Raw genomic sequence first — 24,179 nt, forward strand, 5'->3', positions numbered from 1 at the left:
ATTATTCTCCTATTTGAATAAAATTGTATAATAAAAGGTTATTGATTTCCGAATCGTTTACCTGGTTGTTAGTTGTTTGGATACAGGATCGTATACATGTTTTTAAATCCGTGCTCGTTGAAACCGAAGCAAGTAGCGCAGTCGTTGTTTGCGTTTTACAGGAGCCTGAATTGATTTTGCTTCCCCAATCTTTTTCCTGACAGTCAAACAAGCAGACTTGTGCACGTTCGGACATATTATTGAATGTAGTTTGTCTTAAGTTCTTGCATTGCGCTTCTTTCGCCGGATCGGAAAGAGAGATACTGGCGGTAGAAACTCCCAAAGAGAGAGCAAAACATTCCGTATTTCTGGTAATTGCTGCGGCGCAGGAAGTGTTGGCGGAAGGATTGGACATCGCCAATTGCAATAATATGACTCTCGCATAATCGTCGTCATACTTTCTTTCTTCTTTGCAAAACGTTAAACCGGATAGAACTGTTATTAAACAGAGTAGTTTGGTAAGTTTCATTAGAAATGAACCTCCATACCGATATTGAAAAAGGGAATGATCGTTCCGCCGGGCAATTCCAACGTTCCGAAGGTTTGACTTGGAGTCGGGTTTGTGGCTGAGAACGGTCTGGAGTTGTCAAAACCTTCTCCGTTCGTATTTTTTCTCAGATATAAATTCACGATTTCCAGATACCAGTTCAAATAACCCCAAGAGTAATTTTCAAACTTATCGAGACGGACGTCTAATCTATGATAGTCGGCACCTCTTCTTACATTCCCATAATCTGAGGAATACGGATTGTTGGAATAAGTAGGGTTCCAATAAGTTAGACCGTTCAAAGGATTGGAATATCTACCTCCATCGTCCCCGGTAATCGGTTGGTAGGGAACGGAGGTAAGGTAACTCCATCTTCCACCGATCTGGTATTCTTCCGAAAATCTCCAACCGTAGATTACATTGACCACATGAGTTCTGTCCCAAGAAGCCAGTTGTTCTTTCGAATTCGGAAAGTATTCCGCGATTACTTTTTTCTCAATTGTAGAGTATTGAAAATTGTCTCCATCGTAGGTTTTGTTGATATTATCATTCACAAAAGATTGAGACCATGTATAAGAGATCCAACCGAACCAGTCTCGTATTCCCGGTTTTGAATTTTTCCGAATCATAACTTCGTAACCATGAGACCAACCGTTTTGTCTGTTGGAATAGTTGAGAGATCTGTTCGTTACTAACGGTTGGGCAAGTAACCTTGATTTGTCGGGATTCATTCCGATAGGGGTTGAAATATAAGGATCACTTACGATTGTATCCCGGAATTCGTTTTTAAATGCTTCGAACGTAACTTGCCAAACCGAATTGAACTTTTGTTCGAAACCGGCACTGACCTTTCTTACCTTCTCGAATCTTAAATCCGGGTTTCCCGTTTCTTTGTTGAATACCGTGGTCTGAGGAAAACGTGCAAGATCACCGCCGCTTCCGAAAATAGTCAGACCTTTTCCCAATTCCGGGAAAGTATAGGACGCGGTCGCTCTGGGAGCCAGCGCGCCATTATTTGTGACTTCCAAATGATCGTAACGAACTCCCGGTTCGATTAGAAAATTCCCGAACTTGAAGTGTAGCGTCGTATAGCCATTATAATACCCTGATAGGCCTTTTACGCTGAGTGGTTGGGAAATGAAATCCGGATCGGCAGTATTATAGGGGTTTGGCGATACATTGGTCGGATCTTTCAGTTTGACCTGATCTCCGTAGTCCCGAAAGGACAATCTTCTATATTCGGATCCGAAGTCGATTTTTAGAAAATCGGTTGCTTGCCAGTTTGCATCTTGCCTTACACCTACATAAGTAGGTCGCACGAATTGTTTTCCCTGGATACTTCCCACTCCGACATTGTACTGAGTGATCGGATCAAAGTTAATCAATGTAATACGGTTCTGAAATTTGTCCCCTGGAACCCAGGTATAACGTAGTGCAGTCGTTCTGAAACTCTGTCCGAAATTCGCTTTGGCTCCCGAAAAAGTGGAGATGGGATCTTTCGTAGGATCGTTCACAGCCTTATTGGGAAGGTCGATGGCAAAATTGTCCTGAGCGGTTAAGTTATAAAGTGACACCTGATGTTCGGGCGTGAAATTATAAACCAACTTGATCTGTGAGTCGTTGTATCTGGGAAGTCTGATTCCTTCTGGCAAAAGCCCTGATGCTCCCAAGGTTTTATCCAGGTAACCTAATTTTCCCGCAATGGCAACATAACCTTTCCCGTTGGCAAAAGGAGTCGCACTGTAAGCGGTAGTATTCCAGAGTGAAACTTGAAATGCACCTTTCGCTTTTTGAATCGCATCGACGGTTTCAATTTCGATCACACCACCTGTCGCGTTGTTAAAGTTAGCTGGGAAAGCTCCCCGATACAAGTCGATCGACTTGATAAGATCGTTATGAATGACTGATGTCAACCCGTCCAAGTGGTAAGGGTAAAGAATAGGAAGGTCATCGTATAAATACGTATTCGACTGTGGGTCCGCACCTCGGATGATGATTCCGTTGGCTCCCCCACCGAATCCGATATTGGGAATGACACCCGGCAAAGTTTCCAAGGAACGCAATGCTTCCCCGAATGTTCCTGGCATCCTTTTGATTTCTTCGTAGCGGACTTTGGTTCTGGACGAAACAGTTTTTTCCCTTTCTCCTTCCACAACGATTCCACCTTTAGGAATGACTTTTTTCTCCGTATAAACGGTTCTTGCTTCGTCGTTTGCGCCCACGGAAAGTTTCATTTCCTGCATACCGGTATCTCTGAGTAATCTCAGGGTATACTCTCCCGGTGCGGGAAATTCCAAAGTGACGTTACCTTCTCCATCGGTTTGAAAAAACTTTTTCGTTTCAAAAACCATAATGGATAGATTCTTTTCACCCACTTCTTTTTTCTGATTATATAATTTTATTTTTACACTTACCGCTAACAAAGGAGACCCCATTAGTATGAGTGCAAATATTAGAATAATATATTTATTTAATTTGTTGCTTGCTGAGTTCATTGAAGTTTGCATACCAAGGGATATTTCCGGGGTCTTTTTGTAGGTAGATCAAAGTACAAGCGATCGGATAACCTACAAAAGGACAACCGACTCTGGTAATCGATACCGAACATAAATCCAAATTTCTTTTCAAAGGGGGATTTACGATGATAAGTGGAGGATTGGGAATCGGGGTTCCGCATTTTTCGGCCGCGAATTTTGCGGCAGCGTAAACTTGGCTTTGTGCTTCGTTTACAGGAACCCTATCTTCTTGAGCGGCGCATTGCATGAAAATTGCGAAAGACGCCAAAAGAATTAGAATTTTAATATATTTTAATATCATTGTTTTCCTTTCCCTTTGGAAGTTTCTACTGCTTCCTCAAGTTTAGGACTTCCTACCACGTCGGCACTGACCGATACTACGGTTACCAATCCCAAAGGGAAATAAGGTTTGTCTATTCTCTGAATTTGGATATTGATTAGGGTTTTGCCTTCCGGATATTTTTCAAGAACTTGGCTCAAGGCAAGCTCCACGTTCGGCTCCCGTGTAACAGGAATCATTCCCAGAATGTAAAATGCGGAATCCTGTCCGAATCCTCTACCCAAAATCACGTAATCATTGCTTCTTATGACAGTGGCAGAATCAAAAATATGGATTTCCTTTTGTAATTTTGACCCCAAACATGCGTTAAAGACTGTGAGGAAGAATAAAAGAAAAAATATACTGATACGAAGTTTCATATTCGTGCCTAAGTGCTATTTTTTGCCTTTCGTTGTGGCAGAAGGAGTTTGCGATGTGAATTTCACCAAATCTCCTTTGATTCCGAAGCGATGTCTTGTCACGGGTCCGTAAACGGATTTGTCATTCCAGTAGCGGATATTCACAACTGCGTCGGCGTCCTCTCCTTCCATAAGAGATTGGATCACATTATCCGCAGGAGGGATGGAAGTAGGGATTCCAATGATTCCGATATCAAATGAAAACCATGAAAAATTTTTCTCTACGGATTTAATAGTTTCATAAGGGATATTCGGTAACGGGCGATTGCTTGAAGCGATTCCTACGGTGGAGGATGCACAATTTGTGAAAAACAAACAAGAGGCAAATAAGCCGAGTAGTAGAGAGGTTTTTTTCATTTTTAATAACTCCGATCTAGAGGAAAATTCCTCCGATCGGAATGACTGTCAATGGTTAAAATCAAATAACCGTCATTAACTACATGAAAGGGAATGAACGCTACGTACTCAGGAATAAACGAAAATTAAATCACAATCCGAGGGTCTCTTTCAGTTGTCCCGCGAATGAGCGACCAACCGGGAGAACGGTTTCGTCTTCGTTTTTCAACTGTACTAGGTAGGCCCCTCCTTTATCATATCTCAAATTTGTAATATATTTTATATTCACAAGGTATCCTTTGTGAATTCGTATAAATAGTTTCGATGGTAATTTTTCTTCCAAATCTTTCAATAACTTGGGGGTTTCATAATCCTTTGCATTCGTATGAATGACGGAAGATTTGTTATTTGCGGATATGAAATGAATTTCGTTATAAGACAACAAATGAGTCGCCGATTCTGACGTAAATGTTAGGTGGTCATTCGAATCGGAGTCTTCTTTGGCGGAAGGTGTTTCCTTCCAGTATTTCAAAGCCTTATCTACGGATTTTCTGAACCTGAGAAAGGAGAATGGTTTCAATAGATAATCAAGTGCTTCCAGATCGAAAGCTTCGACGGCATATTCGCTATAAGCAGTCGTTAATATGAAAAAGGTTTTAGGTTTTCTGACTGATTTTAAAATTTCGATTCCTGATTTTGCAGGTAAGTTGATATCTAAAAAAACCAAATCGAATTCTTTTTCTTCCAAAAGTTTGAAAGCTTTGTCTCCGTCTTCGGCAATGCCTGCCAGTTTGAGTTCGGGACAACCCAGCACATAATCCATCATCAACATACGGGCAGGGTATTCATCTTCTATGATTAAAACCGAATAGGATAATTCCTCGCCCATAAGATGATCATATAATTAAGTCAGCCCGTAGACTGCAATTTTTTCTTCTCTTCCCCGAAGTTCCAATTCTCCCAAGGATTTCAAACTCGCTTTTGATTCGGAGGAGAGTTTGTCGTATGCTGTTTCGCTGAGTAAGACTGTAGTTCCCAGTTCTTTTGTTTTTCCTTCCAATCGGGAAGCCGTATTCACCGTATCTCCGATCAAAGTTCCGTCCATTCTGCTTTCCTGTCCGATGGTTCCTATCAAAACTTTGCCGTAATGAATTCCGATGCCTATTTTCACGGGGGTTTCTCCCGTTTCTTCCCGTTTGCGGTTGAATTCTTCCAAGCCGATCATCATATCTTTTGCGGCAGCAAGTGCGTTTTCGGAAGAGTTGGGAAAGAAAGCCATAATCGAATCACCGATGTACTTATCAATATAACCTGACTTGCGTTCAATGGAAGGAGCGGTGAATCTCATAAATGCATTTAGAAAATCGAACGTAAGTCTGGGATTTAATTTTTCGGAAATGGATGTAAAACCTCTGATATCCAAAAACAAAACGGCGACTTCTCCATCAACAGCGTCTCCCAAAAATACATCCCGTACATCCGACTTGTTCAACAAAGGAATGATCTGCGAAGGAAAGAATCTGGAAAATGCTTCCGCCAGACTTTTTTGTTCTTCCAGAGAGCGTGTTTGGATTTCCACTTTTTCCCTTTGAACGATATTGATTCGGTCCGCAAGGGAAAGGGAAAGAAATACTGCTTCCAAAACCGAACCTATCTGCAAAGAGTAATTGGTGAGAAAATGATAAGGAAGGATTCCGAAATTGCGAAGTCCCACCACAATTGCTCCCACCAAAACCACTGATGAGCCTAATAGAAAAAAACGAGCTTGCGTATAACCTTTTGCCCATGCGTAAGAGGAGACTCCGAATAGGGTAAGTGAATTCAACACCGCAAAAAAAAGCGTAAGAGTAACGGCAAGCCTGTAATATCCTAAAAAAGAAGGAAGGATCACCAAAGCGGAAAGACATGCCAAAATCGTGAGATAGATATTCAATTTCGGCATATTGTTTTTCGCTTCTACGAATTTTCGTGCGAATAACATACTAAAGGTGCAGGAAAGCCCGATTGAAATGGGGAAAGTCTGATCGGCCCATGTAGGTAAATCGGGAAAAACATAAGCATGGGTGAATCCCCAGATCCCCGATTGGATCAAAGTCAGAAACAAAATATAGAAAATATAATAAAGATAACTTCTGTCTTTTACGCTGAAAAATAAAAACAAATTGTAGAAAAACACAACTCCCATAACTCCGAAGTAGGCTCCGAATAAAATGGTTTTGGCTTCTTCTTCCTCCAGATAGGTTTCTTTTTCCCAAAGTGTAAGTGGCAATAAAACGGAACCCTGACTTTCGAACCGCATAACCAAATCATAATGACCTGGTTTTGTGAAAGGAAGTTGGAATAAAAAATTCCTATGTTCTATCAATCGGGAAGAGAAAGGTAGAATTCTTCCCGTATGTTTTGTAAGAATTTCCTTTCCATTGTAAAAAAGATGCAAATCAATCGAATCGATGAGCGAGACAAGCTCCAGCCATAATTCTTCTTCGTCTCCTTCCGCAATTTCGAAAGACCAATGAAGCCAATAGGCGGAAGAGGAATAACCGAAACCGAGAGATTTTCCGTCGGCGGTTTTTGCATCCTTACCTGATTTGGCTTTTTCTAATATACCGGATAAGGTTTCCGTTTTATTTTTATCTTCCCAGTAGGTTGCTTTGGGACTCAGCGGAAGAGTCTTAGTATTTTTTTTCCATTCAATGGAAGCGGTAGATTCCGCGAATACTTGCATTGTAAATAAAATGACAAAGCTGAGAAAATAGATTTGAAAAGATTTTGACAAAAAAAATTTCATAGAGGCGTTACTCTATCTCATTTTATATTGTACTCAATTCTTTTTTTCATTGTTCTTTTTGGAGAACTTCTTTCAATCAGAATAGATGTTTCGCTCAAGTATTGGAACTTTTCAATTTCAATTTGCCGATCTTAAGACATTGCTTGCAAAAGCGACTCCCCTTCGGTCCGGAGATCAATTGGCGGGAGTTGCCGCCGAATCCGGCAGAGAGAGAGTAGCTGCGCAATTTTGTTTGGCAGACCTGCCGTTAGATCGTTTTTTAAAAGAAGAAATTCTTCCCAGTGAAAAAGACGATGTTTCCGCACTCATTCAAAAACAATTCGATCCGGTCGCATTCAAAAAAATAAATCACCTCACTGTCGGTGGCCTACGGGACTTTATTTTATCGGAAGATTGCGATACGGAATTTTTAACTAGCATTCGTTATGCGCTAACTCCTGAGATGGTAGCAGCGGTTTCAAAGATCATGTCTTTACAGGATTTGGTTTTGGGTGCGCAAAAATGCAGAGTTGTCACAAAATTTAGAAACACAATCGGTGAAAAGGGAAGGATCTCGGTTCGATTGCAACCGAATCATCCTACTGATGATCTTACGGGGGTGGCGGCGAGTATTCTGGACGGATTGCTTTTGGGCGCGGGAGATGCCGTAATCGGTATCAATCCTGCTACGGACAATCTTCCCACCGCACGCAAACTTCTCCACCTAATGGATTCTATTCGAACAAAATATGAAATCCCCACTCAATCCTGCGTGCTTTGTCATGTCACTACTTCCATGGAACTTATGTCGGAGAATGCACCTCTGGATCTGGTGTTTCAATCCATCGGAGGCACTCAAAAATTAAATGAAAGTTTCGGAGTGAATCTAGGAATTTTAAAAGAAGCCCGTGAACAAGCTTTGTCTATGAACCGTTATACGGTGGGAAACGATGTAATGTATTTTGAAACCGGGCAAGGGAGTGCTCTTTCCGCAAATGCCCATTTCGGAATCGACCAACAGACCTTGGAAACGCGCGCTTATGCGGTTGCCCGCGAATTTTCACCTCTACTTGTCAATACGGTTGTGGGTTTCATCGGTCCGGAATATCTTTTTAACGGAAAACAAATCATTCGTGCCGGTCTTGAAGATCATTTCTGCGGTAAAATTATGGGACTTCCTATGGGAGTTGACATTTGTTATACGAATCATGCCGATGCCGATTCGGATGATATGGATTTGCTTTTGACAATGCTCGGCGTTGCAGGCTGCAATTATATCATGGGGATTCCCGGCTCTGATGATGTGATGTTGTCTTATCAAAGTACATCCTTTCATGATGCACTTTACCTCAGACAAAGTTTGAATTTGAAACCGGCTCCTGAGTTTGAAGCATGGCTTCAAAGAATGGGAGTGGTGGGAAAAAACCAATTGCCTACCTGGAAAGAGGATTCGATGCGCCTCCTTCCCGGATTTGCGGGAGAATTTCATGGGAAATGATTCTTTGTCCTGGGAAAAAATAAAACAACATACTTCGGCAAGAATCGGCCTTGGTCGCGCTGGAGGTTCTCTTCCCACAAAAGAGATGTTAAAGTTAAGATGGGATCACGCCGGTGCAAGGGATGCCGTTTGGGAAACTTGCGATTGGAAGGAAATCATCGAAGGTTTGCAGAACTGGAACGGGATCATTGAAGTAAATTCCTGCGCAACCACCAGACAGGATTATTTGCTTCGACCGGACCAAGGAAGACGTTTGAGTGAAGACTCTGTTGGAAAACTCAAAACCCGTGCTTTGCAAAAGAAAAATTATGATCTATCCATTTGCATCGTAGACGGTTTGTCTCCTTTGGCGATCCGGAAAAATATAATTCCTTTTTTAAATCTCTTGGAACCGGAACTGAGAGTGTTATTTAAAAAAATCGCTCCCATTGTTTGTGTCACCAACGGAAGAGTTGCTGTGGGAGACGAGGTGGCAGAGATTTTTGCAGCAAAGATGCTCATTGTTCTCATAGGAGAAAGACCAGGGTTGACATCTGCAGACAGTCTGGGAATCTATATGACTTACGAGCCTACGATCGGATCAACCGACGAAAGAAGAAATTGTATTTCCAATGTTCGTATGGAAGGTTTATCCTATGAGAGAGCGGCGGAAAAACTATCGTATCTGTTGAAGGAAGGACTGGATCAAAAAAGATCGGGAGTATTGTTAAAGGACAGAATGGTAGATGCGATAGAAGGTTCGGTAGGTTCTTCGGAAAAGCAGTTGCCTAAATAATTTCGATAATAACATATGTTACATCATCTTTCAGTTCTTTGTCGGAGTATTTTGTAATTTCTTCCTGTACTACTTCGGCGACACTTTGAATGTCTTTCGATTTTGTTTTTTTGAGGAGTCGGAGCAGATTGGCCTCTCCGAACAATTTTCCGTCCGCTCTCGCTTCGGTGACCCCATCCGTATAAAAAAAGTATCTGTCTCCTTTTGTAATCGTTTGAGTCCAATTTTGGAATTGGAACGATTCTCTCCAACCGAGTATGGAGCCTTTGAGATTTAGAAAACTGAATTTGGAATCGTCTCCGTTGTAGATCAACGGATTCGGATGCCCTGCGGAAGATATGATGACTTGATTCTTCTTTGTATCAAATAACGCACATGAGGCGGTAATGAAATATTTGCTGACTAAAAAAACCAGAGCTTGGTTCATTTTGAGAAGGACCTTCGCCGGGTTTTGGGTTTCTTTGACGATTTCCCTGAATTGGACTTTTACCATAGAAGATACAAGTGCCGCAGGAACTCCATGGCCTGCCACATCGGCAATCAGAAACAATAACTGATGTTCGTCGACTTCCACCCAATCGTACAAATCCCCTCCTACCTGTTCCATCGGAAGGTAAGTGGCGAATAAATTCAAACCCTTGATGGAAGGAGAATCTTTCGGCAATAAGTGGCCTTGCAGTTGCGAAGCAAAAAACAAATCCTGTTCCAGGCTGTTATTTTTTTTGCGCAATTCCTCCGTGCGGATTTGAACTCTTGCTTCCAGATCTTTGGTAAGCAAGGAAAGTTCCTTTTCATTTTTCGCATTTCTAAATGAAATCGTTACCGCGGAAAGGATCATCAAAACCAAAAATCCGTATTGGCTCAGATAGATATTTTTGCCCGTAGTGATATCTATTGTTATGTCCGTAACTCCACCGATGCATAGGAATAAAAAGCCGATACCAAGGATGCTTGCTTCCTTTTTCTTTTGTTTTGCTGCGCGAATAACTCCCGTTATAACAAAAGCCACTAAAAATAGAAGGGAAAATTCCCAAATCCTGAGACAAATGATCCTGGTCGAGTATTCGATATTGAAAACTTGAATTAAGGCAAGGATCACAACAAGACCGATCACAGCTATCTCTTTGTTACGTAAAGGATCTCTGAAAATAGAATAACTGAACAGAAGTAATGCGGCAGGAAGTAGAGTTTGAAAAACAAAAAAGATCCGGATCAAAGTGTTGAACTCCAATCCTGAGAAATTATGAGTTACATTTAAAAGGGGAAGTCTCCATAAAACAAAACACATACTGGAGCAGAGCAGATATAAATTCGCTTTAGGTTGTCTTCGAAGCAGAATGGAAAATATCTGATAAGCACCGATCCCGAAAAATAACATAATTATGCAGAAATCCCTTCCATCCTCTTTGAGGATATGGGAGTATAACATATCCAAATTTCCGATTTCAGGAATTGTGCGGAACAATCCTCCCGGAAAAGTTTGGTTCTGGTAATAGATTTCCACTTCCAATGTATTGAGTTCCCCTTTCTTAAGAAGGGAGTCGGGGAGATAGTAGAGTCTCTTCAAATACCAGTTAGGTGAGTATTTTTCCCCGGGGGGAAAACTTCCCGTTTTTCCGATCAATGTTCCATTTAGATATATTTTATCCGCTTCCTGAACACGGTTTAGATAAATCCCTTGTGCAAGAATCGTTTCGGTTTTTGGGAAAAAAAATGTGAAGTGATACTTACCGTGAGTGGGCGGTTTGAAACCTTGCGAGGCAAGGCTTTTCCCTACTTGAATCGGGACAGGGTCTTGTCCGTGCGCTGCGAATGTCCAACCATCCGGAGCGGATGTGATTTCCTCCGGATTTATTTCCAAAGGATTAGCATCTACCGCCATGATAAAACCAATGAAAATTGTTAGAATGGCAATACGAAACATAAGGTCACTTTGTTCCAAGATGCTATTCCAATTTTGGAAAATAGCAAGACCAAATTCGCAAACTTTTTCCAAAGACCGCAAAACATTGTCGAGTGGATATTGTACAAAAGGTTGGGTTATTTGCGTAGATTTACTTAAAATCGCAGTCTTTTTGCTACGACCGGATTTTAATTCGAATTGATCTTCTCAATTTACTGAGAACTTATAGTAAATAAGCGTATCTACTATGTCCTTTGTCTCCTTTACCAAAAAAACTTTTAAATCTCTGTTTGAGTTGGATGAAGATAGGAAAAAATATGCAAAAGATTATTTAGACGACTTACACAGGCAGGCGAGACTTTTGCACCTTCCCGGCTCCTTTATCGGAGTCTTTGTTTGGTTGGGTTTTGCTTTTGATACGGATAAAAAATTACATCCTGAATTTCCCGAATTGTTCTATTTTAGAATCGGACTCTCTCTTATCTGTCTGTTTTTTTTAATGCTCTACTTCGTTGACAAATATTTTAAAATCAGAGCGAGGGGAAAAGGACTTGGCTGGGCATATTTTCTATTCCTTTATCTTTTGAATGCGACTGCGTTTCTTACAGGAAGGATTGCTGATGATCCGACTTATGTTTCCGGGCTTCAGATTGCTGTCATGTCGCTTGTCTTTATGCCTTTTCAAAGACGAACAATCGTTCTATTTTATATCGGATCCATTTTTTGTTTTTTAACTTCGGTATTGATTTTTCATCCTAATCTTTCCACCGATTCCGCTTCCTACTCGATGCAAAACCTTGCGATCAGTTATCTTGTAGGTTTTTTCAGCGGATTTATCATCGAAAGATTTCGTTTCACCACTTTCATAAGCCGTCATAGGATTTTGGAAAAAAACAAAGAGATATCTTTGTCTATGGCCCAGATTCAGGATTTGAAAACAAAACAGGACGGAGATTATTTTCTTACTACTCTTCTGTTCAATCCTTTGGTCGGTAAAGAAGTGGAAAGCGGATTTGTTAAGATTGATTATACGATCCGCCAACACAAAAAGTTTTCCTTCCGTGAAAAGGAATACGAGTTAGGCGGTGATTATGTTAGCGTATATAATTTGATCCTCCAAGGGAAAAAATACAAGGCGTTTGTCAATGGAGACGCCATGGGTAAATCCATTCAGGGAGCGGGGGGCGCCATCGTACTCGGTGCGGTTTACAATTCCATCATCATTCGTTCCAAAATGGATCCGAATTCTTCCAATCGTAGCCCCGAACGTTGGTTAAAGGATTGTTTTACCGATTTGCAAAAAGTATTCGAAACTTTTGACGGAGGGATGCTTGTATCCGCTATTTTCGGATTATTGGAAGAAACTTCAGGTACATTGTATTATATCAATTTGGAACATCCCTGGATGATTTTATTCCGTGACGGCAAAGCAGGGTTTGTAGAAAATGAGCATCATTTTTATAAGTTAGGTGTTACCGGAATTCCTTCTCAGATTGCCATCAGTGTTTTTAAGCTGAAACAAGGTGATAAGATATTTTGCGGTTCCGACGGAAAAGACGATATCGTCATAGAAGAATCTTCCGGTGGAAAAAGAATCATCAACGAAGACGAAACTCAATTCTTACAAAGACTGGAAGAAGCAAACGGAAATCTTTATGAGATGGAATCCCGGTTGAAATCCTACGGTTCTTTTTCCGATGATTTCAGTTTGATTTCATTGGAGTATACCGGAGAAAATCATTTTAAACCGAGTAAAAATTATTTTGAAGCAAAAGATGCAATGCTTGCTCATGATTTTGAAAAAGCTTTGGATCTATTGAGTGAAAGTTTCAATCCCGTGGTCGCTTCTCCGAAAGAATTGAAACTTTTGGCAAGATTGTACGAGAAAAAGGAAAATTTACTTCAAGCTTTGGAATACGCCGGTATGGTTTTGGAAATAGATCCGTCGGACACTGCTTGGCTGCTTCATACTTCTTTATTATTCAAAAGAGTATTTGCTCAAACGAAATTCATGACTTATCTGGGCGAGGCCCAGGAATTGAGCGAGAGAGTCCGTTTGCGCGATCCCGAAAATGTTAAAAACCTCATCCACCTAGCGGATATTTATCGATTGCAGGGAGACAAAGAAAGAGCAAATTATCTTTTGAGTAAAGTGGGTGCTGAAGAGGAAAATCATCCCATTTTGAAAAGACTGGTAAATAAAATTAGTTAACCGGTATTCTCGGTTTGTAAGATAATATTTGTTACTATTCCAGACGCTGATATTTTTCCAAATAGGACGGATATGATCTCTGGATCCAAATAAAAAAGAGCAGCCGTTTTTTCCAAAGAAACTCCGATTCGATCGCCTTTTAGCAGTAAATCGATAAAGAAATATTCCATTGGTTTCAGACTAAGAATGTACATATCCGAATTCTGCTTATAGAGTAGCAAAAATTCCTGATTATCAATTTTGGATAAATCAGGGGATTGAGTTGATTTTCTGTTTTTCCAAATCGGATAAATCGAAAATTGATTTTGGATTAGCTTTATACTTTTGCCAAATACCAAGATTGAATTTTCCAAATCGGTTTGATTTTGAATTTTCGCAAAGTCGAAACTCAGATGTTCTGCTTTATGAAAACTATCAATAAATTTCAGTTCGAATTCCGCCAAATTTTTCAAATAAGGTAATTCTGGATAAATTTCCATCAAACAATCCGGAAAATTTTCCCCGTAGTCGGAAAGATTATAAGACTTATGAAAGGTTTCTTTTATGAATTTTTCTGCCGCGAAATCAAACAATTCATCACCTAACGCATAATTTATTGCTTCGAAATTATCCGCCAATACTTCCTTCATCCTGTAAAAGTATGCATTTTTATAAACGGAAATCGCTTCTTCCGGAGCTAAGTTGTTACATGCGATAATTTGGTTTTGAAAAGGGGTATCCTTGTTATACAAAATACTTTCAGAATACAGATTTTGAAGTTTTTTCAGTTTCATTTTTATATCGCTTGTTCATAATTTCTCGAGCTTTGTTTAGTTCCTCTTCCAGCCGATGAAATTCGGGAACATCCTCATCCCATTCAATCATAATGGGGATATTTTCAGGAATATATGCTAAGGATGCTTCAAATAAATTCCACACTTCCCGATGCACTGGTTCTGCATGTGTATCGAATAGAAAATTTCCCATATCTGTAAAACCCGCCAGATGAATCTGTGATATACTTTCCTTAGGAATGTGTTCTATGAAAGCCATCGGATCAAAATGAAAGTTCTTGGCATTCACATAGATATTATTGATGTCTAGAAGCAATGAACATCCGGTTCTTCGTACCAATTGACTTAAGAATTCCCATTCGTTCATCGAAGAAGATTTATAGTTAAAGTATGCGGAAATATTTTCCACCGCTATCTGTCTTTGAAGTTCATTCTGTACATAGTCTATATGATTTGTTATTACCTCCAGGCATTCTTCGTTATAAGGTACGGGAACCAGTTCATGCAATCTAGTTTTGTTTTGGACATTCCAAGCCAAATGATCTGAGACCAAGAATGGTTCCACTCTATCGATCAGCTGTTTTAAATCTCTCAGGTAATTCGAATCAATTCCTGTTGCACTTCCCAAAGAAATACCGACTCCGTGACATGCGACAGGATAGTCTTTACGGATGAATTCCAGTACGGACATAGGTCTTCCTTCTGTGCTCATATAATTTTCACTGATCACTTCAAACCAATCTATGCCCGTATCCGGGTTTTCCAATAAGTAAGGATAATGTTCTCGTCTGAGACCAACACCGTATATGGAAGTAAGACGTTCCACCGATCTTAAGATTTTACGAACTTTCCGCCTTTCGATGCGCAATCTTTTTCGGAAGTCCCTTTCCAGCCTTGTCCTTTGCATGAATTTTTTCCTGCACAAGAATGTCCTTTTCCTCCACAATCTCCCTGACCTTTGCAGGCATTGATTCCGTGACATTCCCCTTCCGCTTTTTCCGCAACTTGTGTTTTTGCACTCATGCAAGATGTGAAAGTAAGTCCGGCTAAGGCTGCGCCAATAAGGATTCCTGATTTGTAATTCATAATAAACTCCTGAATTTGATTTGTATCTTCTTTCGTTTGAAAAATCTAAAAGTTACATTCTTAAAAAAAATAATTTGATTTCTATAAATAAATTGAATTATGAACTGAACATTCAGGTGAATAAAGAGTGGTGAAACTATCCAGGAATAGGATTGCACCGGAAGAATTATCCGGATTGATGCGCTCTTCTCAGGAAGGAGATTCGTCTTCTTACAGGAAACTTCTGGAAGAAACGAGCGAAATTTTAAGAAGGGCACTCGCTGTGAAAATTTACGATCCGAACGATAGGGAAGATGTTCTTCAGGAAATTCTCATTGCAGTCCATCTTTCCAAACATACTTTTTTACCCGATAAATCGTTTTTGCCTTGGTTGTCCACTATCGCCAAATATAAGATAATCGATTATATCAGAAAAAAAGAACGTATGAAAAAAAGGGAAATTATTCAGTCTAACGAGTATTTACCGGAGAAAGAATACTTTCATTCGGATGATGATACCAAGGAACGTATCGAGGAAATATTGGACAAACTTTCCGAAAAACAGAGATTGATCCTTCGTCTTTTGAAGTTGGAGAAAATGTCCGTTGCAGAAACGGCGAAAGTCATGTCTATGTCTAGGTCCGCTGTGAAAACGGCGGCCCATAGAATTTATAAAATCATCCGTATTCGTCCGGGAGGGAAATTATGAAAACAGTAGAATTAATTGAGATACTTACACAAGATAATAAGAAAGTACATGTATTAAAAAGTCCTCTCCTTCGGTTTTTGACTTGGGCATTCTATTCCTTTCTGAGTATATTTGTTATCTTGGTCGCTTCCTTTATGATTCGCGGACAATATCATATCCCAAGGTTTTGGGAATCCATTCTGGCTTTGGCTATCGTTTTTGTTTCTTGCGGTTTTGTTTTGTTCAAGAGAAACATTCCAGGAAAACAATCCGGTTATGATTATCTGTTCCACAATCTAATTCTAGTCAGTTGGTTTGGTTTTTTGATTTTCTCCGTTTCGTTCACGGAGAAAGGTTTACTTGCCGGTCTTTCCGGGGAATGGAAAAGCCACGGGCCGGGTTGTGCGGAAGTAGTTCTTTTGATGACAATCATTCCTATGATTTTATTGAATTTATACCTAAGGAACGGTTTTATAGAGCCTACCTTTTTATTTCAATTTTCCGCTTATGTGTTGCCTTTTACATTGGCTCAAATGGCAATCTCGTTTTTTTGCGCCAATGAAACATCGACTCATATACTCACTTGGCATACTCTTGCATCGATTCCGTTTTATAGTTTGATTTTTTTTACGATATTTAAACTGATTCAAACAAAGGTTTTACATTCTTTCCTATTAAAAGTTTAATTATGAAATTACCCTTTTTTCGAAAATACGACTTTATCATTGTTCCTGGCATCGGGAATTCGGGGGAATCTCATTGGCAATCAAAATGGGAAAATTTTTTACCAAACACTTATCGTATTTCCGTCTCCGATTGGGATCGCCCGAATCTTAAGGAATGGCAATTTGCGTTAGGTGAGTTGTTGGGAAGATTGCAAAACAATCGCAAAAAAATCATCATTGCCCATAGCCTGGGATGCCTTTTGGTTCATCATTATTTTTTTGAAAACCAAATTCACCAAAACTATGTTGCTTCCATCCTGCTTGTCGCGCCACCTAATCCGAAATCGCCTGTTTTTCCTTCTCAAGCTGCGGAATTTTCCAAGCTAACAAGAATTAAGTTGGTTCCTCCTTCTCTGATTCTTGCTAGCGAAAATGATCCATATGCAGAGATTTCTTTTTCCGAACAACTCGCCTCGGACTGGGGGGCTGAATTTAAAAATATTGGAAAAAAAGGGCATGTCAATTCCGAAAGCAAGTTAGGTTCGTGGTTCGGAGGAATTAAAAACCTAACTTTGTTTTTGTGGAGATTGTAAAAGAGCTATATTTGCGGTTCGAAATACCCGGTAGGTTTACGAATTATACTACAAACCCGGTGATCCATTCTTTTGCCCGAGCCGGATCGGTGAAAAAATGTTCATTCTCTCTGCTGAAATTTTCTTCATACTTTTCTATTTTTGTGGCATCTTGATGGACATGAACAGCCGCCAAACATTGAATACCGCGATGGTTTTTCAATTGCAGGTCTTTGGCTTCCTCGAATAGATCCAAATATCCCACTCTCCAACCGTAGTTTGCCAAAGTTTCGGGAATCACTGATCTGAATCTTTTATGTGCTTCTACGTTTGCTCCGCTGAAACCGTAGAGATTGACAAAAATCTTAAAAGTTCCGTTCTCTTCGATTTGATTTAGACATTGGTGTAAAGAAGATTCCCAAGCAGCGATGTCTTCAATATCCATAGCACCGTCCAGATGAGAGATAAGTAATTTCTGTTCGGGAATCCATTTGTTTTCTATAACTTTGTCCATAAATATTAAGACCTATCTTTTCTTTTTCAGAAATTTTAATTATTTTTACCACCGATTTTTGGCAAATCGTACTTGCCATTTCGGCTCGGAAACTATGATTTTATTCCATGTCCTCTTCACCCAAACAAACTCTCTTTCATCGTTTTTTAGGTTTTTATTTCCGCATACTTTGCATACTTGCAGTCGATTTGGTTGTAACAAACATCAACGGACGGGTATTGAGTCTTACCAGTCTTTATGAAAAACCGATCGTGACTTTGATAGGTATGGGAGTGATCCTTTTGCTTTTTTGGTTTTTGTTTTCCATCATTGATAAACTGACTAAGATCGTTTTGAAGATTACCGTGGAGATGGGAAATCTTTTGGTATTTCGCAAAACGGCCATCTTTCTTATCTTATGCGGGCTGTTATTCGGCATCTATGTGCTCTACTATCATACTTGGTTCGGATCTTGGCCTAGCTTTAAACTCAGTTCCTTGATTTGATTTTTATAAATTAGCGGACCGGTTCTCTGATCAAATCCAAAAAATCGGATTCGATGGATTCCAAATAAGATTTGTTTCCGGTGATCAGAAAGAGTTGGATATTCCCTTCATAGATCACCAAAGATTTTTTGGCACAAACCGATGAATTTAGGTTAGGTGAAATATACTTTTTCTCTTTCCATTTGTCAAAGTTTGTTTCAAAGACTAGAATCCATTCTTTGATCACGGTTTGCAATTGTTCCTGGAATATGCTTTTTTCTTCCAAGCTTTGTGCGGAAAAATTGGCAAAAGGACATCCGAAAAAATCCTCCTTTCTCGCCTGTCGTTTCAATACGCTTACCCAAGCAGCAATCCATTCCTTGGGATCTTCTTTTTTTTCGGAAAGGCCCCGGAGTAAATTGAGTAAATCTAATCTTTGTTCTTCGAGGTAGGCCTTTCCCAAATCCTGTTTGGAAGGAAAGTATTGATACAAACTCTGTTTATGGGAACGGGACTCCTCCAGGATTTGGTTGATGCCCGTCCGATCATACCCTTGCCGGTAGAAAAGGGATTTGGTCGTGCTGAGTATCCTTTCTTTTGGCTTTTGTTTGTCCATAATATCGATCCTTTTGAATTAGACAATTCTGTCTAATTTTTTCTGGACAAAAATTTCCTAACATTTAAAAATTAGACAAATCTGTCTAATTTGGTGAATTCTATGCAACACTTAGTATTTCGGAAAAAAGGGGTCTTGGAATGGGAAGAGGTTCCCAGTCCCAAAATTACAGGCAAAAACCAGGCATTGGTTCGTCCCATCGCCATCGCTCGTTGCGATCTGGACATAGGAATCGTAACCGGAAGAACCTTATTTCGTCCTCCGTTTCCTTTGGGGCATGAGTTCGTGGGTGAAATCATTTCCGTGTCAGACGACTTGAGCGACCGGTTTACCACCAAACAAAGAGTAGCTGTATCTTTTCAGATTTCCTGCGGAACCTGTCCGAGCTGTCTTGCCGCGGATTCCAAATCTTGTACCACTTTGCCCCCTGTTACCAGTTTCGGAATGGCACCCGGAGCGCAAATCTACGGAGGTGCCGTTGCGGAATCGGTTCTTGTCCCTTACGCATCACAGATGTTACTTCCTATAAAAGAATCTACAAATCCCGTAGCGGTTGCCAGTTTATCCGATAATATCGCAGAAGCGTGGAAGCTTGCGGGAAAATATTTGGAAACAAGACCGGATTCCAAGGTTTTGGTAGTGGGGGGACAGGCCGCAAGCATAGGTTTGTATACCGCACTCCTTGCTCATCGGATGGGCCGAGGAACAGTTGTTTATTGGGATACGGATAAGGCACGGATTGATCTTGCCAGCTCTCTAGGGATTCCTTGCGAGTATATGGAAACATATCCCAAGTCTGCCGGAAAATTCGATTTGGTTTGTGAATGCGCTTCTACCAAAGAGGGGTGGGACATGGCGATGCGATCCATTGCACCGAACGGAGTGTTCACTTCCGCATCTATTTTTTGGACCAATAAATGGGAGATTCCTTATTTGGAACTTTATAATGCGGGTGCAAAATTACATATCACCAGGGTGGATTCCAGAGAGTATATGACAAAGATTTTGTCTCTCGTCGAGTCAGGGATTTATGATCCGGGTCCGATTGTCACGAAGGTGGCATCGTTTTCGGATGCGAAGGATGCTTGGATCGAACCTAGTACCAAACTTGTGATCACCCAATCGGCAATAAATTGATAAGATAGTAAATGCTTTCTTTGACAGATGGGGAAAGGTCGATATTCTTTCCCCATGTCTTGCCTTTATTGCAGCAAAAAATCCGAGTCTTTTTCCCGTTCCGTCGCTCTAGGCGGAGAGGAATACCATCATGATTTTCCGATCGATGATTTGGTAGGAAATGCAATTCAGGTTTTTTCGGAAATCTATCGTTGTTCCGATTGCGACTCCATTTGGAAAATCCAATCCCGAGGCACGGGAGATCCCCGTTCCACCTATCCGGAGTATTACGAACAAACTGCCACTTTGTTGAAAGGAATAGAAAGGGAAGCCGTAGTTCAACCTACATTGGACAACTTACTAAAATTAGGTGAAATATCCATGCCTTACGACTTTCGAACTTCCGTTTTGGATAAGCTGAAAGAAAAGGAAAAACAAAATCTCATCCGACTCTACAGAGAGCAAAAGCCGGATTTGGACAGCAGCATTAAATTCTGGCTGGAAAAATGGTACGAAAGCATTGCTCCGGAAGAATTCCGCAGGTTCAAAGAAGACGGATTTCACATGGGTGCAAATTCCATTTATGCCTTACCTGAAAATTCCAAAATCATCTCTTCCGAATTTTATACTTTGGAAGACTTCGTGATTTGGGTGGAAGAGGGGGAAGACGGTCGATCGTATTTGCAATCTTTGAATCATAAAACGGGAAAAGCGGGATGGAAAACGGATTTGCCCGCTCCTTTTTCCGGGGGAATGAAACTGCCTGTATTGTTTTATCAAGGCGGGTATCTTTGCACTTTGCACGGGCTGCAAATGGGATCGGAACATTATTCCCGATTGAACCGTCCGGATAGATTGAGGGTTTATTCCACGGACGGTGAACTCTTGTTAGAAGAACATCTTTCCTGGAAAGCCTATGAAGTGATTTCCCCGGAAGAAAGGGATTATTCCGAAAATAGAACCGTTCATAATTTCAGGGTCACGATTTGGGATGACAGTCTCTATTTGCCGAGCGGTCATTCCTTAAAGGCTTTCGATTTAAAAAATAAAAAAGAAATCATAAATCTTTCTCTCCCCGATGGTCATATATTCTCCGGCAAACTACAGATAGATGAAGACGGGAAAATTCTTGCATATACTATGAAAGGTTTCATACTATTCGATGCCAAGTGGAAGATACTCTCTTCCTGGAAGTCCCCGTATCATCCCGTGTTTATGGATTCGAATATGAATGTATTCTATTATTATGCGCATGTGGAAAATCCCAGAACTCATGTGGTAAAGGAGTTTCAACAAAAAATGGAGAGCGGTGTGAGTTTGACTCATTTTTTACGGACCACTCCTGCGCCCTTACCAAATGGATATTTTGTTCCCTTTGCTTATGACGAATCTTATATTTTGAATTTCGATTTGGAGATCGTAAAAAAAATTCCATATACATGTACGGATACACTCGGCCCCCATGCTTTGGATGATAAACCGGAACCGACTCTTGTCACGGAAAACAGACTGGTCTTTTGCGAAGACTATAAACAAATCCGTCTCTTTTCTTTGGAAGGAGAAGAGATTCGGGTCTCTCCTTCGGAAGTTCCTTTTGTCAACTTATTCACGTTTGACGGTAAAAATATTTGTTTTGTTCAATCGAATTATACGGGTTACGGAGTGGATGATAATTATCTTCTAACTCTTTGGAATCCGGAAGGGCAGGAGATAAACCAGGTGAAACTTCGTTCTTTGGAAGGATTTGCCGTCAGCTTTCACGGATATTTGATTTTTAAGTATCAGTCCGAATTGTTGTGTATCGATCTGTTCAAAGGGATTTAATTTCGATTTACAAACATTAGGTGGAATTAATTTTTTATTTTTGGGGCGCTCACCCCGAAGCTTTTCGCTTCGGGGCCCGAGCTACTGCGGGCTCGCGGAAATCCGCTCGGTCGCTGGCGCGGACCAAGCCCTTCGTATCCCTGGTCGGGAAGGCGGTTTTTGGCAAAAAGGCGAACTTATTTGAATAAAATTTTCAGGAACCAATGCTTCGCTTTACAAGAGCAAGGCGATGTGATAGAAGGAGCGCATTGGGTGGCGGGTGGTTAACCCCACCCAATGTCGATAGGGCGGGGATAGTATCCTAAAAACTCCTTCTATCCTCCGTCCCTGACAGAAGCCCTGCGCCAGGGACCGACCAGCGAAGCGAGCGTTGCCGCCGAGGCAGAGCCCCGGTCGATTTCGCAAAAGAATCCGAAAAACCAAAAAACATCCGAGGCGCCCATGATCCAAAAGGTTCTTTCGTATTTCGGGAAATCAGTCTAAGGTTTTTTCAAAGCAGAGTGCGGTCGGATCGGACTTCCATTTGCCGAAGCTGGAGATCGGTTGGAAACCCATCTTTTTGTAAAAGGCGATTGCTTCAGGTTGGGGTTCACCTGCACGTAGTTTGATGCTTGTATAGCCGGTTTCCGTGGCAAAAGATTCTACCGTTGCCAAAAGTTTTTCCGCAATCCCTTGTTTTCTGTGGTTTTTTGACACAAACATCAGATCCAATTCACTCTCTTCTCCTTCGAAGGGCAAAAGGGCAATGCTTCCTACGGCAGTCTCCCCATCGTAGGCGATCCAAACTCCGGACCAGTCTTCTGCAAAATCTTTGGCTTCGTAAGGATTGGGTGCTTGGAACGAATAACGCGTTTGGATTTCTTCCCAAAGTGCATTGCTCATTTTGTAAACAACGGGTGAGTCGGATTTTTCTTTTTTGATTTGAATCTCTGCCATACAGTTTATTAGTTTTGTTTGACAAATGAGACTATGTCGATCAGTATTTGTCAGTGAAAACCATTATGTCCAATCCATTTGTTGAAGAAACCCTCGAAAAATTATCTATCCTAGGAAATGTGACCGCCAGAGCTATGTTTGGTGGTTATGGCATCTATCTTGACGGAGTTATGTTCGGTCTTGTCGCCGAAGATGTGCTATATCTAAAGACAGACAGCCAAACAATTTCCAAATTCCAAGTTGCCGGCGGACGACCTTTTACCTATGACGGAAAAGAAGGCGCTCCTTCTGTGATGAGTTACTGGACTTTCCCATCGGAAGTTTGGGAATCTCCGGAAGACTTGCAAGAATGGGCAGAACTTGCCTACCAAGCAGCTGTTAGAAGCAAACCGGAAGCACCGGCTCCAAAACCGGAACCCGTTGCAAAAGCGGCTTCTCCTGCTCCACAGGCTAAAAAATCCGCTCCTAAAAAGAAGGCTGCAAAGAAGAAAGCAAAACCTGCTAAAAAGAAGGCAAAGGTAGTAGCTAAGAAAAAAGCGAAGGCTAAAAAGTCCAAGCCGGCTCCTAAAAAATCCAAAAAAGCGGTAAAGAAGTCTTCTAAAAAACTTGTTTCTAAAAAGAAGAGTATCAAAAAGAAGCCGGTAAAAAAAGCCAAAGCTAAAAAAGCGGCGAAGAAGAAAAAAAGATCCAAATAAGATCATTCTTCATTGAATTACGATAAACCAATGTTAGCCTTTTTTTACATACTTCGAAATCGGATAACATTGGTTTTGCTGTTTCTGTCTTTTTCGATTAACCTTTCCGCAGAATGCAGGAATCCGCTCACGGAAGAACAAAAGATCGAGTCTTTGATTCTCTCCGTACAAAAGTTAGATGGTGTTTTTATCCGAAACGGAGAAGAACATGGTGCTAAAGAAGCCGCCGAACATCTTCGTTATAAATTAAATTCTGCCAAAAAATCCATCTTTGCTCCCGATCCTAAGGACTGGACTGCCAAGTTGTTTATCGAAAAGGTCGCTTCGAAATCTTTTTTGTCCGGTGAAGTGTACAAAATCAAATTGAAAGACGGAAAAACAGTCACTTCGCAAAGTTGGTTGGAAGTGGAATTGAAAAAGATAAACGATTCCTGTAAATAAAAACCGCTTAATTTATTTTTTGTGTTTATAGCGGGCGGTTGAACCTTCGAAGCAACCGGTTCGGTTTTTAAAATTTAAAGCTCAAAGATCTTTTCGTCTAAATCGTAAATATCCAAAGAAGTCCAAAACATCCAACCCAATTCCGAATTCATCTTCTGATGATTTAGGAAAGCATCCAGTTCTTTGTTGATCGAGATGGTAAGCGCCAAGTTGAATCCCTGTTTTTTGGGGTCATCCGGGTATTGTTTCAGATATTCGTTTCCTTTGGTTTGGTAGGAAAGCAGTCTGTCTTTCACATGACTGAAAAATCCCAGTGCGTCTTTATCAGTCGGGGAATATTTGGAATAATATTCTTTTGTTAGCTCTTCTTTTTTGGAAATGAAAACGACCGCTTCGCGTTCTGTTGCTTGGAATTCTTCTTTGGTAATCCATCCACGTTCATAAGAGTGCTCGGCACTGGTAAGATCGGGTGCTTTGGCATTGATGGCTTTGAATCTAAGGCTCATATCACGAACATAGGTTTCATATTCATTCATCGG

The 24,179-nt window shown here is 40.7% G+C and carries 26 protein-coding genes; 11 read left to right on the forward strand and 15 right to left on the reverse strand.

Annotated elements, in window-relative coordinates; all coding sequences use genetic code 11:
- Nucleotide 1 precedes the first annotated feature (1 nt).
- The 7 genes from DI077_RS02220 to DI077_RS02250 all read right to left on the reverse strand — a co-directional run bounded on the left by DI077_RS02220 (nucleotide 2) and on the right by DI077_RS02250 (nucleotide 6,904).
- Nucleotides 2–508: a hypothetical protein gene (locus tag DI077_RS02220; RefSeq protein ID WP_109022094.1), complete on the reverse strand. Its 507-nt coding sequence runs from the start codon at nucleotides 506–508 to the stop codon at nucleotides 2–4.
- A complete protein-coding gene (locus DI077_RS02225; RefSeq protein ID WP_109022095.1) occupies nucleotides 508–3,021 on the reverse strand; it encodes a TonB-dependent receptor plug domain-containing protein in 2,514 nt (837 codons plus the stop codon). Before DI077_RS02225 ends, DI077_RS02220 begins: the two co-directional genes overlap by 1 nt.
- Complete coding sequence (locus DI077_RS02230) at nucleotides 2,993–3,343, reverse strand: hypothetical protein (protein WP_109022096.1); 351 nt, start codon at nucleotides 3,341–3,343, stop codon at nucleotides 2,993–2,995. Before DI077_RS02230 ends, DI077_RS02225 begins: the two co-directional genes overlap by 29 nt.
- Nucleotides 3,340–3,741 carry a hypothetical protein gene (locus DI077_RS02235; protein WP_109022097.1) on the reverse strand — a complete coding sequence of 134 codons (402 nt, stop codon included), beginning with the start codon at nucleotides 3,739–3,741 and terminating at the stop codon, nucleotides 3,340–3,342. The genes DI077_RS02230 and DI077_RS02235 overlap by 4 nt, the downstream gene beginning before the upstream one ends.
- A gap of 15 nt (nucleotides 3,742–3,756) precedes the next feature.
- Entirely contained in the window at nucleotides 3,757–4,137 is a 381-nt protein-coding gene (locus tag DI077_RS02240; protein WP_109022098.1) for an LIC20211 family lipoprotein, read from the reverse strand.
- 130 nt (nucleotides 4,138–4,267) lie between these two features.
- Complete coding sequence (locus DI077_RS02245) at nucleotides 4,268–5,005, reverse strand: LytR/AlgR family response regulator transcription factor (RefSeq protein WP_109022099.1); 738 nt, start codon at nucleotides 5,003–5,005, stop codon at nucleotides 4,268–4,270.
- Nucleotides 5,006–5,020: 15 nt separating this feature from the next.
- Nucleotides 5,021–6,904, reverse strand: coding sequence for a 7TM diverse intracellular signaling domain-containing protein (locus tag DI077_RS02250; protein WP_109022100.1), 1,884 nt, complete (start codon nucleotides 6,902–6,904; stop codon nucleotides 5,021–5,023).
- Nucleotides 6,905–6,989: 85 nt separating this feature from the next.
- Here DI077_RS02250 and DI077_RS02255 point away from each other — a divergent pair, with 85 nt between their 5' ends.
- Together DI077_RS02255 and eutC are read left to right on the forward strand one after the other, a co-directional pair.
- Nucleotides 6,990–8,381, forward strand: a complete 1,392-nt coding sequence (locus DI077_RS02255) for an ethanolamine ammonia-lyase subunit EutB (protein ID WP_109022101.1) — start codon at nucleotides 6,990–6,992, stop codon at nucleotides 8,379–8,381.
- Nucleotides 8,371–9,156 carry an ethanolamine ammonia-lyase subunit EutC gene (eutC, locus tag DI077_RS02260; RefSeq protein WP_109022102.1) on the forward strand — a complete coding sequence of 262 codons (786 nt, stop codon included), beginning with the start codon at nucleotides 8,371–8,373 and terminating at the stop codon, nucleotides 9,154–9,156. The genes DI077_RS02255 and eutC overlap by 11 nt, the downstream gene beginning before the upstream one ends.
- Here the strand turns inward: eutC and DI077_RS02265 are convergent.
- Nucleotides 9,149–11,098 (reverse strand): PP2C family protein-serine/threonine phosphatase, encoded by a 1,950-nt coding sequence (locus DI077_RS02265; protein ID WP_242935317.1) that lies wholly within the window; start codon nucleotides 11,096–11,098, stop codon nucleotides 9,149–9,151. The genes eutC and DI077_RS02265 overlap by 8 nt on opposite strands.
- A gap of 208 nt (nucleotides 11,099–11,306) precedes the next feature.
- Between DI077_RS02265 and DI077_RS02270 the strand changes: the two genes are divergently transcribed.
- The gene (locus DI077_RS02270; RefSeq protein ID WP_109022103.1) at nucleotides 11,307–13,271 is read left to right on the forward strand and encodes a PP2C family protein-serine/threonine phosphatase; all 1,965 of its coding nucleotides are present in this window, start codon (nucleotides 11,307–11,309) and stop codon (nucleotides 13,269–13,271) included.
- On the opposite strand, the gene DI077_RS02275 is transcribed toward DI077_RS02270, so the two are convergent.
- The 3 genes from DI077_RS02275 to bufA2 are packed head-to-tail and all read right to left on the reverse strand — an operon-like array spanning nucleotide 13,268 to nucleotide 15,130.
- The gene (locus tag DI077_RS02275) at nucleotides 13,268–14,044 is read right to left on the reverse strand and encodes an HvfC/BufC N-terminal domain-containing protein (protein WP_109022104.1); all 777 of its coding nucleotides are present in this window, start codon (nucleotides 14,042–14,044) and stop codon (nucleotides 13,268–13,270) included. The genes DI077_RS02270 and DI077_RS02275 overlap by 4 nt on opposite strands.
- Nucleotides 14,010–14,870 (reverse strand): MNIO family bufferin maturase, encoded by an 861-nt coding sequence (gene bufB / locus DI077_RS02280; RefSeq protein ID WP_242935318.1) that lies wholly within the window; start codon nucleotides 14,868–14,870, stop codon nucleotides 14,010–14,012. Before bufB ends, DI077_RS02275 begins: the two co-directional genes overlap by 35 nt.
- 5 nt (nucleotides 14,871–14,875) lie before the next feature.
- Nucleotides 14,876–15,130 carry a BufA2 family periplasmic bufferin-type metallophore gene (gene bufA2 / locus DI077_RS02285; protein WP_109022106.1) on the reverse strand — a complete coding sequence of 85 codons (255 nt, stop codon included), beginning with the start codon at nucleotides 15,128–15,130 and terminating at the stop codon, nucleotides 14,876–14,878.
- A 130-nt stretch (nucleotides 15,131–15,260) separates the two neighbouring features.
- Here bufA2 and DI077_RS02290 point away from each other — a divergent pair, with 130 nt between their 5' ends.
- The 3 genes from DI077_RS02290 to DI077_RS02300 are packed head-to-tail and all read left to right on the forward strand — an operon-like array spanning nucleotide 15,261 to nucleotide 17,055.
- The gene (locus tag DI077_RS02290; RefSeq protein WP_242935319.1) at nucleotides 15,261–15,818 is read left to right on the forward strand and encodes a sigma-70 family RNA polymerase sigma factor; all 558 of its coding nucleotides are present in this window, start codon (nucleotides 15,261–15,263) and stop codon (nucleotides 15,816–15,818) included.
- Nucleotides 15,815–16,483, forward strand: coding sequence for an NrsF family protein (locus DI077_RS02295; protein ID WP_109022107.1), 669 nt, complete (start codon nucleotides 15,815–15,817; stop codon nucleotides 16,481–16,483). Before DI077_RS02290 ends, DI077_RS02295 begins: the two co-directional genes overlap by 4 nt.
- Nucleotides 16,484–16,485: 2 nt before the next feature.
- Complete coding sequence (locus DI077_RS02300) at nucleotides 16,486–17,055, forward strand: RBBP9/YdeN family alpha/beta hydrolase (RefSeq protein ID WP_109022108.1); 570 nt, start codon at nucleotides 16,486–16,488, stop codon at nucleotides 17,053–17,055.
- A 43-nt stretch (nucleotides 17,056–17,098) separates the two neighbouring features.
- Here DI077_RS02300 and DI077_RS02305 read toward each other — a convergent pair whose 3' ends face one another.
- Complete coding sequence (locus DI077_RS02305) at nucleotides 17,099–17,548, reverse strand: hypothetical protein (protein ID WP_109022109.1); 450 nt, start codon at nucleotides 17,546–17,548, stop codon at nucleotides 17,099–17,101.
- Between the two features lie 107 nt (nucleotides 17,549–17,655).
- Here DI077_RS02305 and DI077_RS02310 point away from each other — a divergent pair, with 107 nt between their 5' ends.
- Complete coding sequence (locus DI077_RS02310; protein ID WP_109022110.1) at nucleotides 17,656–18,033, forward strand: hypothetical protein; 378 nt, start codon at nucleotides 17,656–17,658, stop codon at nucleotides 18,031–18,033.
- Nucleotides 18,034–18,043: 10 nt separating this feature from the next.
- On the opposite strand, the gene DI077_RS02315 is transcribed toward DI077_RS02310, so the two are convergent.
- Complete coding sequence (locus DI077_RS02315; protein ID WP_109022111.1) at nucleotides 18,044–18,628, reverse strand: TetR/AcrR family transcriptional regulator; 585 nt, start codon at nucleotides 18,626–18,628, stop codon at nucleotides 18,044–18,046.
- 102 nt (nucleotides 18,629–18,730) lie between these two features.
- Between DI077_RS02315 and DI077_RS02320 the strand changes: the two genes are divergently transcribed.
- Both DI077_RS02320 and DI077_RS02325 read left to right on the forward strand, forming a co-directional pair.
- Entirely contained in the window at nucleotides 18,731–19,765 is a 1,035-nt protein-coding gene (locus tag DI077_RS02320) for a zinc-dependent alcohol dehydrogenase (protein ID WP_109022112.1), read from the forward strand.
- Between the two features lie 54 nt (nucleotides 19,766–19,819).
- A complete protein-coding gene (locus tag DI077_RS02325) occupies nucleotides 19,820–21,568 on the forward strand; it encodes a hypothetical protein (protein WP_109022113.1) in 1,749 nt (582 codons plus the stop codon).
- A 474-nt stretch (nucleotides 21,569–22,042) separates the two neighbouring features.
- On the opposite strand, the gene DI077_RS02330 is transcribed toward DI077_RS02325, so the two are convergent.
- On the reverse strand, nucleotides 22,043–22,504 hold the full coding sequence (locus DI077_RS02330) for a GNAT family N-acetyltransferase (protein ID WP_109022114.1): 462 nt from the start codon (nucleotides 22,502–22,504) through the stop codon (nucleotides 22,043–22,045).
- Between the two features lie 65 nt (nucleotides 22,505–22,569).
- On the opposite strand from DI077_RS02330, the gene DI077_RS02335 reads away from it, so the two are divergent.
- Nucleotides 22,570–23,199 (forward strand): TfoX/Sxy family protein, encoded by a 630-nt coding sequence (locus tag DI077_RS02335; RefSeq protein ID WP_109022115.1) that lies wholly within the window; start codon nucleotides 22,570–22,572, stop codon nucleotides 23,197–23,199.
- A gap of 30 nt (nucleotides 23,200–23,229) precedes the next feature.
- Nucleotides 23,230–23,640 (forward strand): DUF5329 family protein, encoded by a 411-nt coding sequence (locus DI077_RS02340; protein WP_109022116.1) that lies wholly within the window; start codon nucleotides 23,230–23,232, stop codon nucleotides 23,638–23,640.
- A 74-nt stretch (nucleotides 23,641–23,714) separates the two neighbouring features.
- Here DI077_RS02340 and DI077_RS02345 read toward each other — a convergent pair whose 3' ends face one another.
- Nucleotides 23,715–24,176 (reverse strand): hypothetical protein, encoded by a 462-nt coding sequence (locus DI077_RS02345; protein WP_109022117.1) that lies wholly within the window; start codon nucleotides 24,174–24,176, stop codon nucleotides 23,715–23,717.
- Between the last annotated feature and the right edge of the window lie 3 nt (nucleotides 24,177–24,179).

This window comes from Leptospira kobayashii (genome assembly GCF_003114835.2).
In the GTDB taxonomy this organism is placed as follows: Bacteria; Spirochaetota; Leptospiria; order Leptospirales; family Leptospiraceae; genus Leptospira_A; species Leptospira_A kobayashii.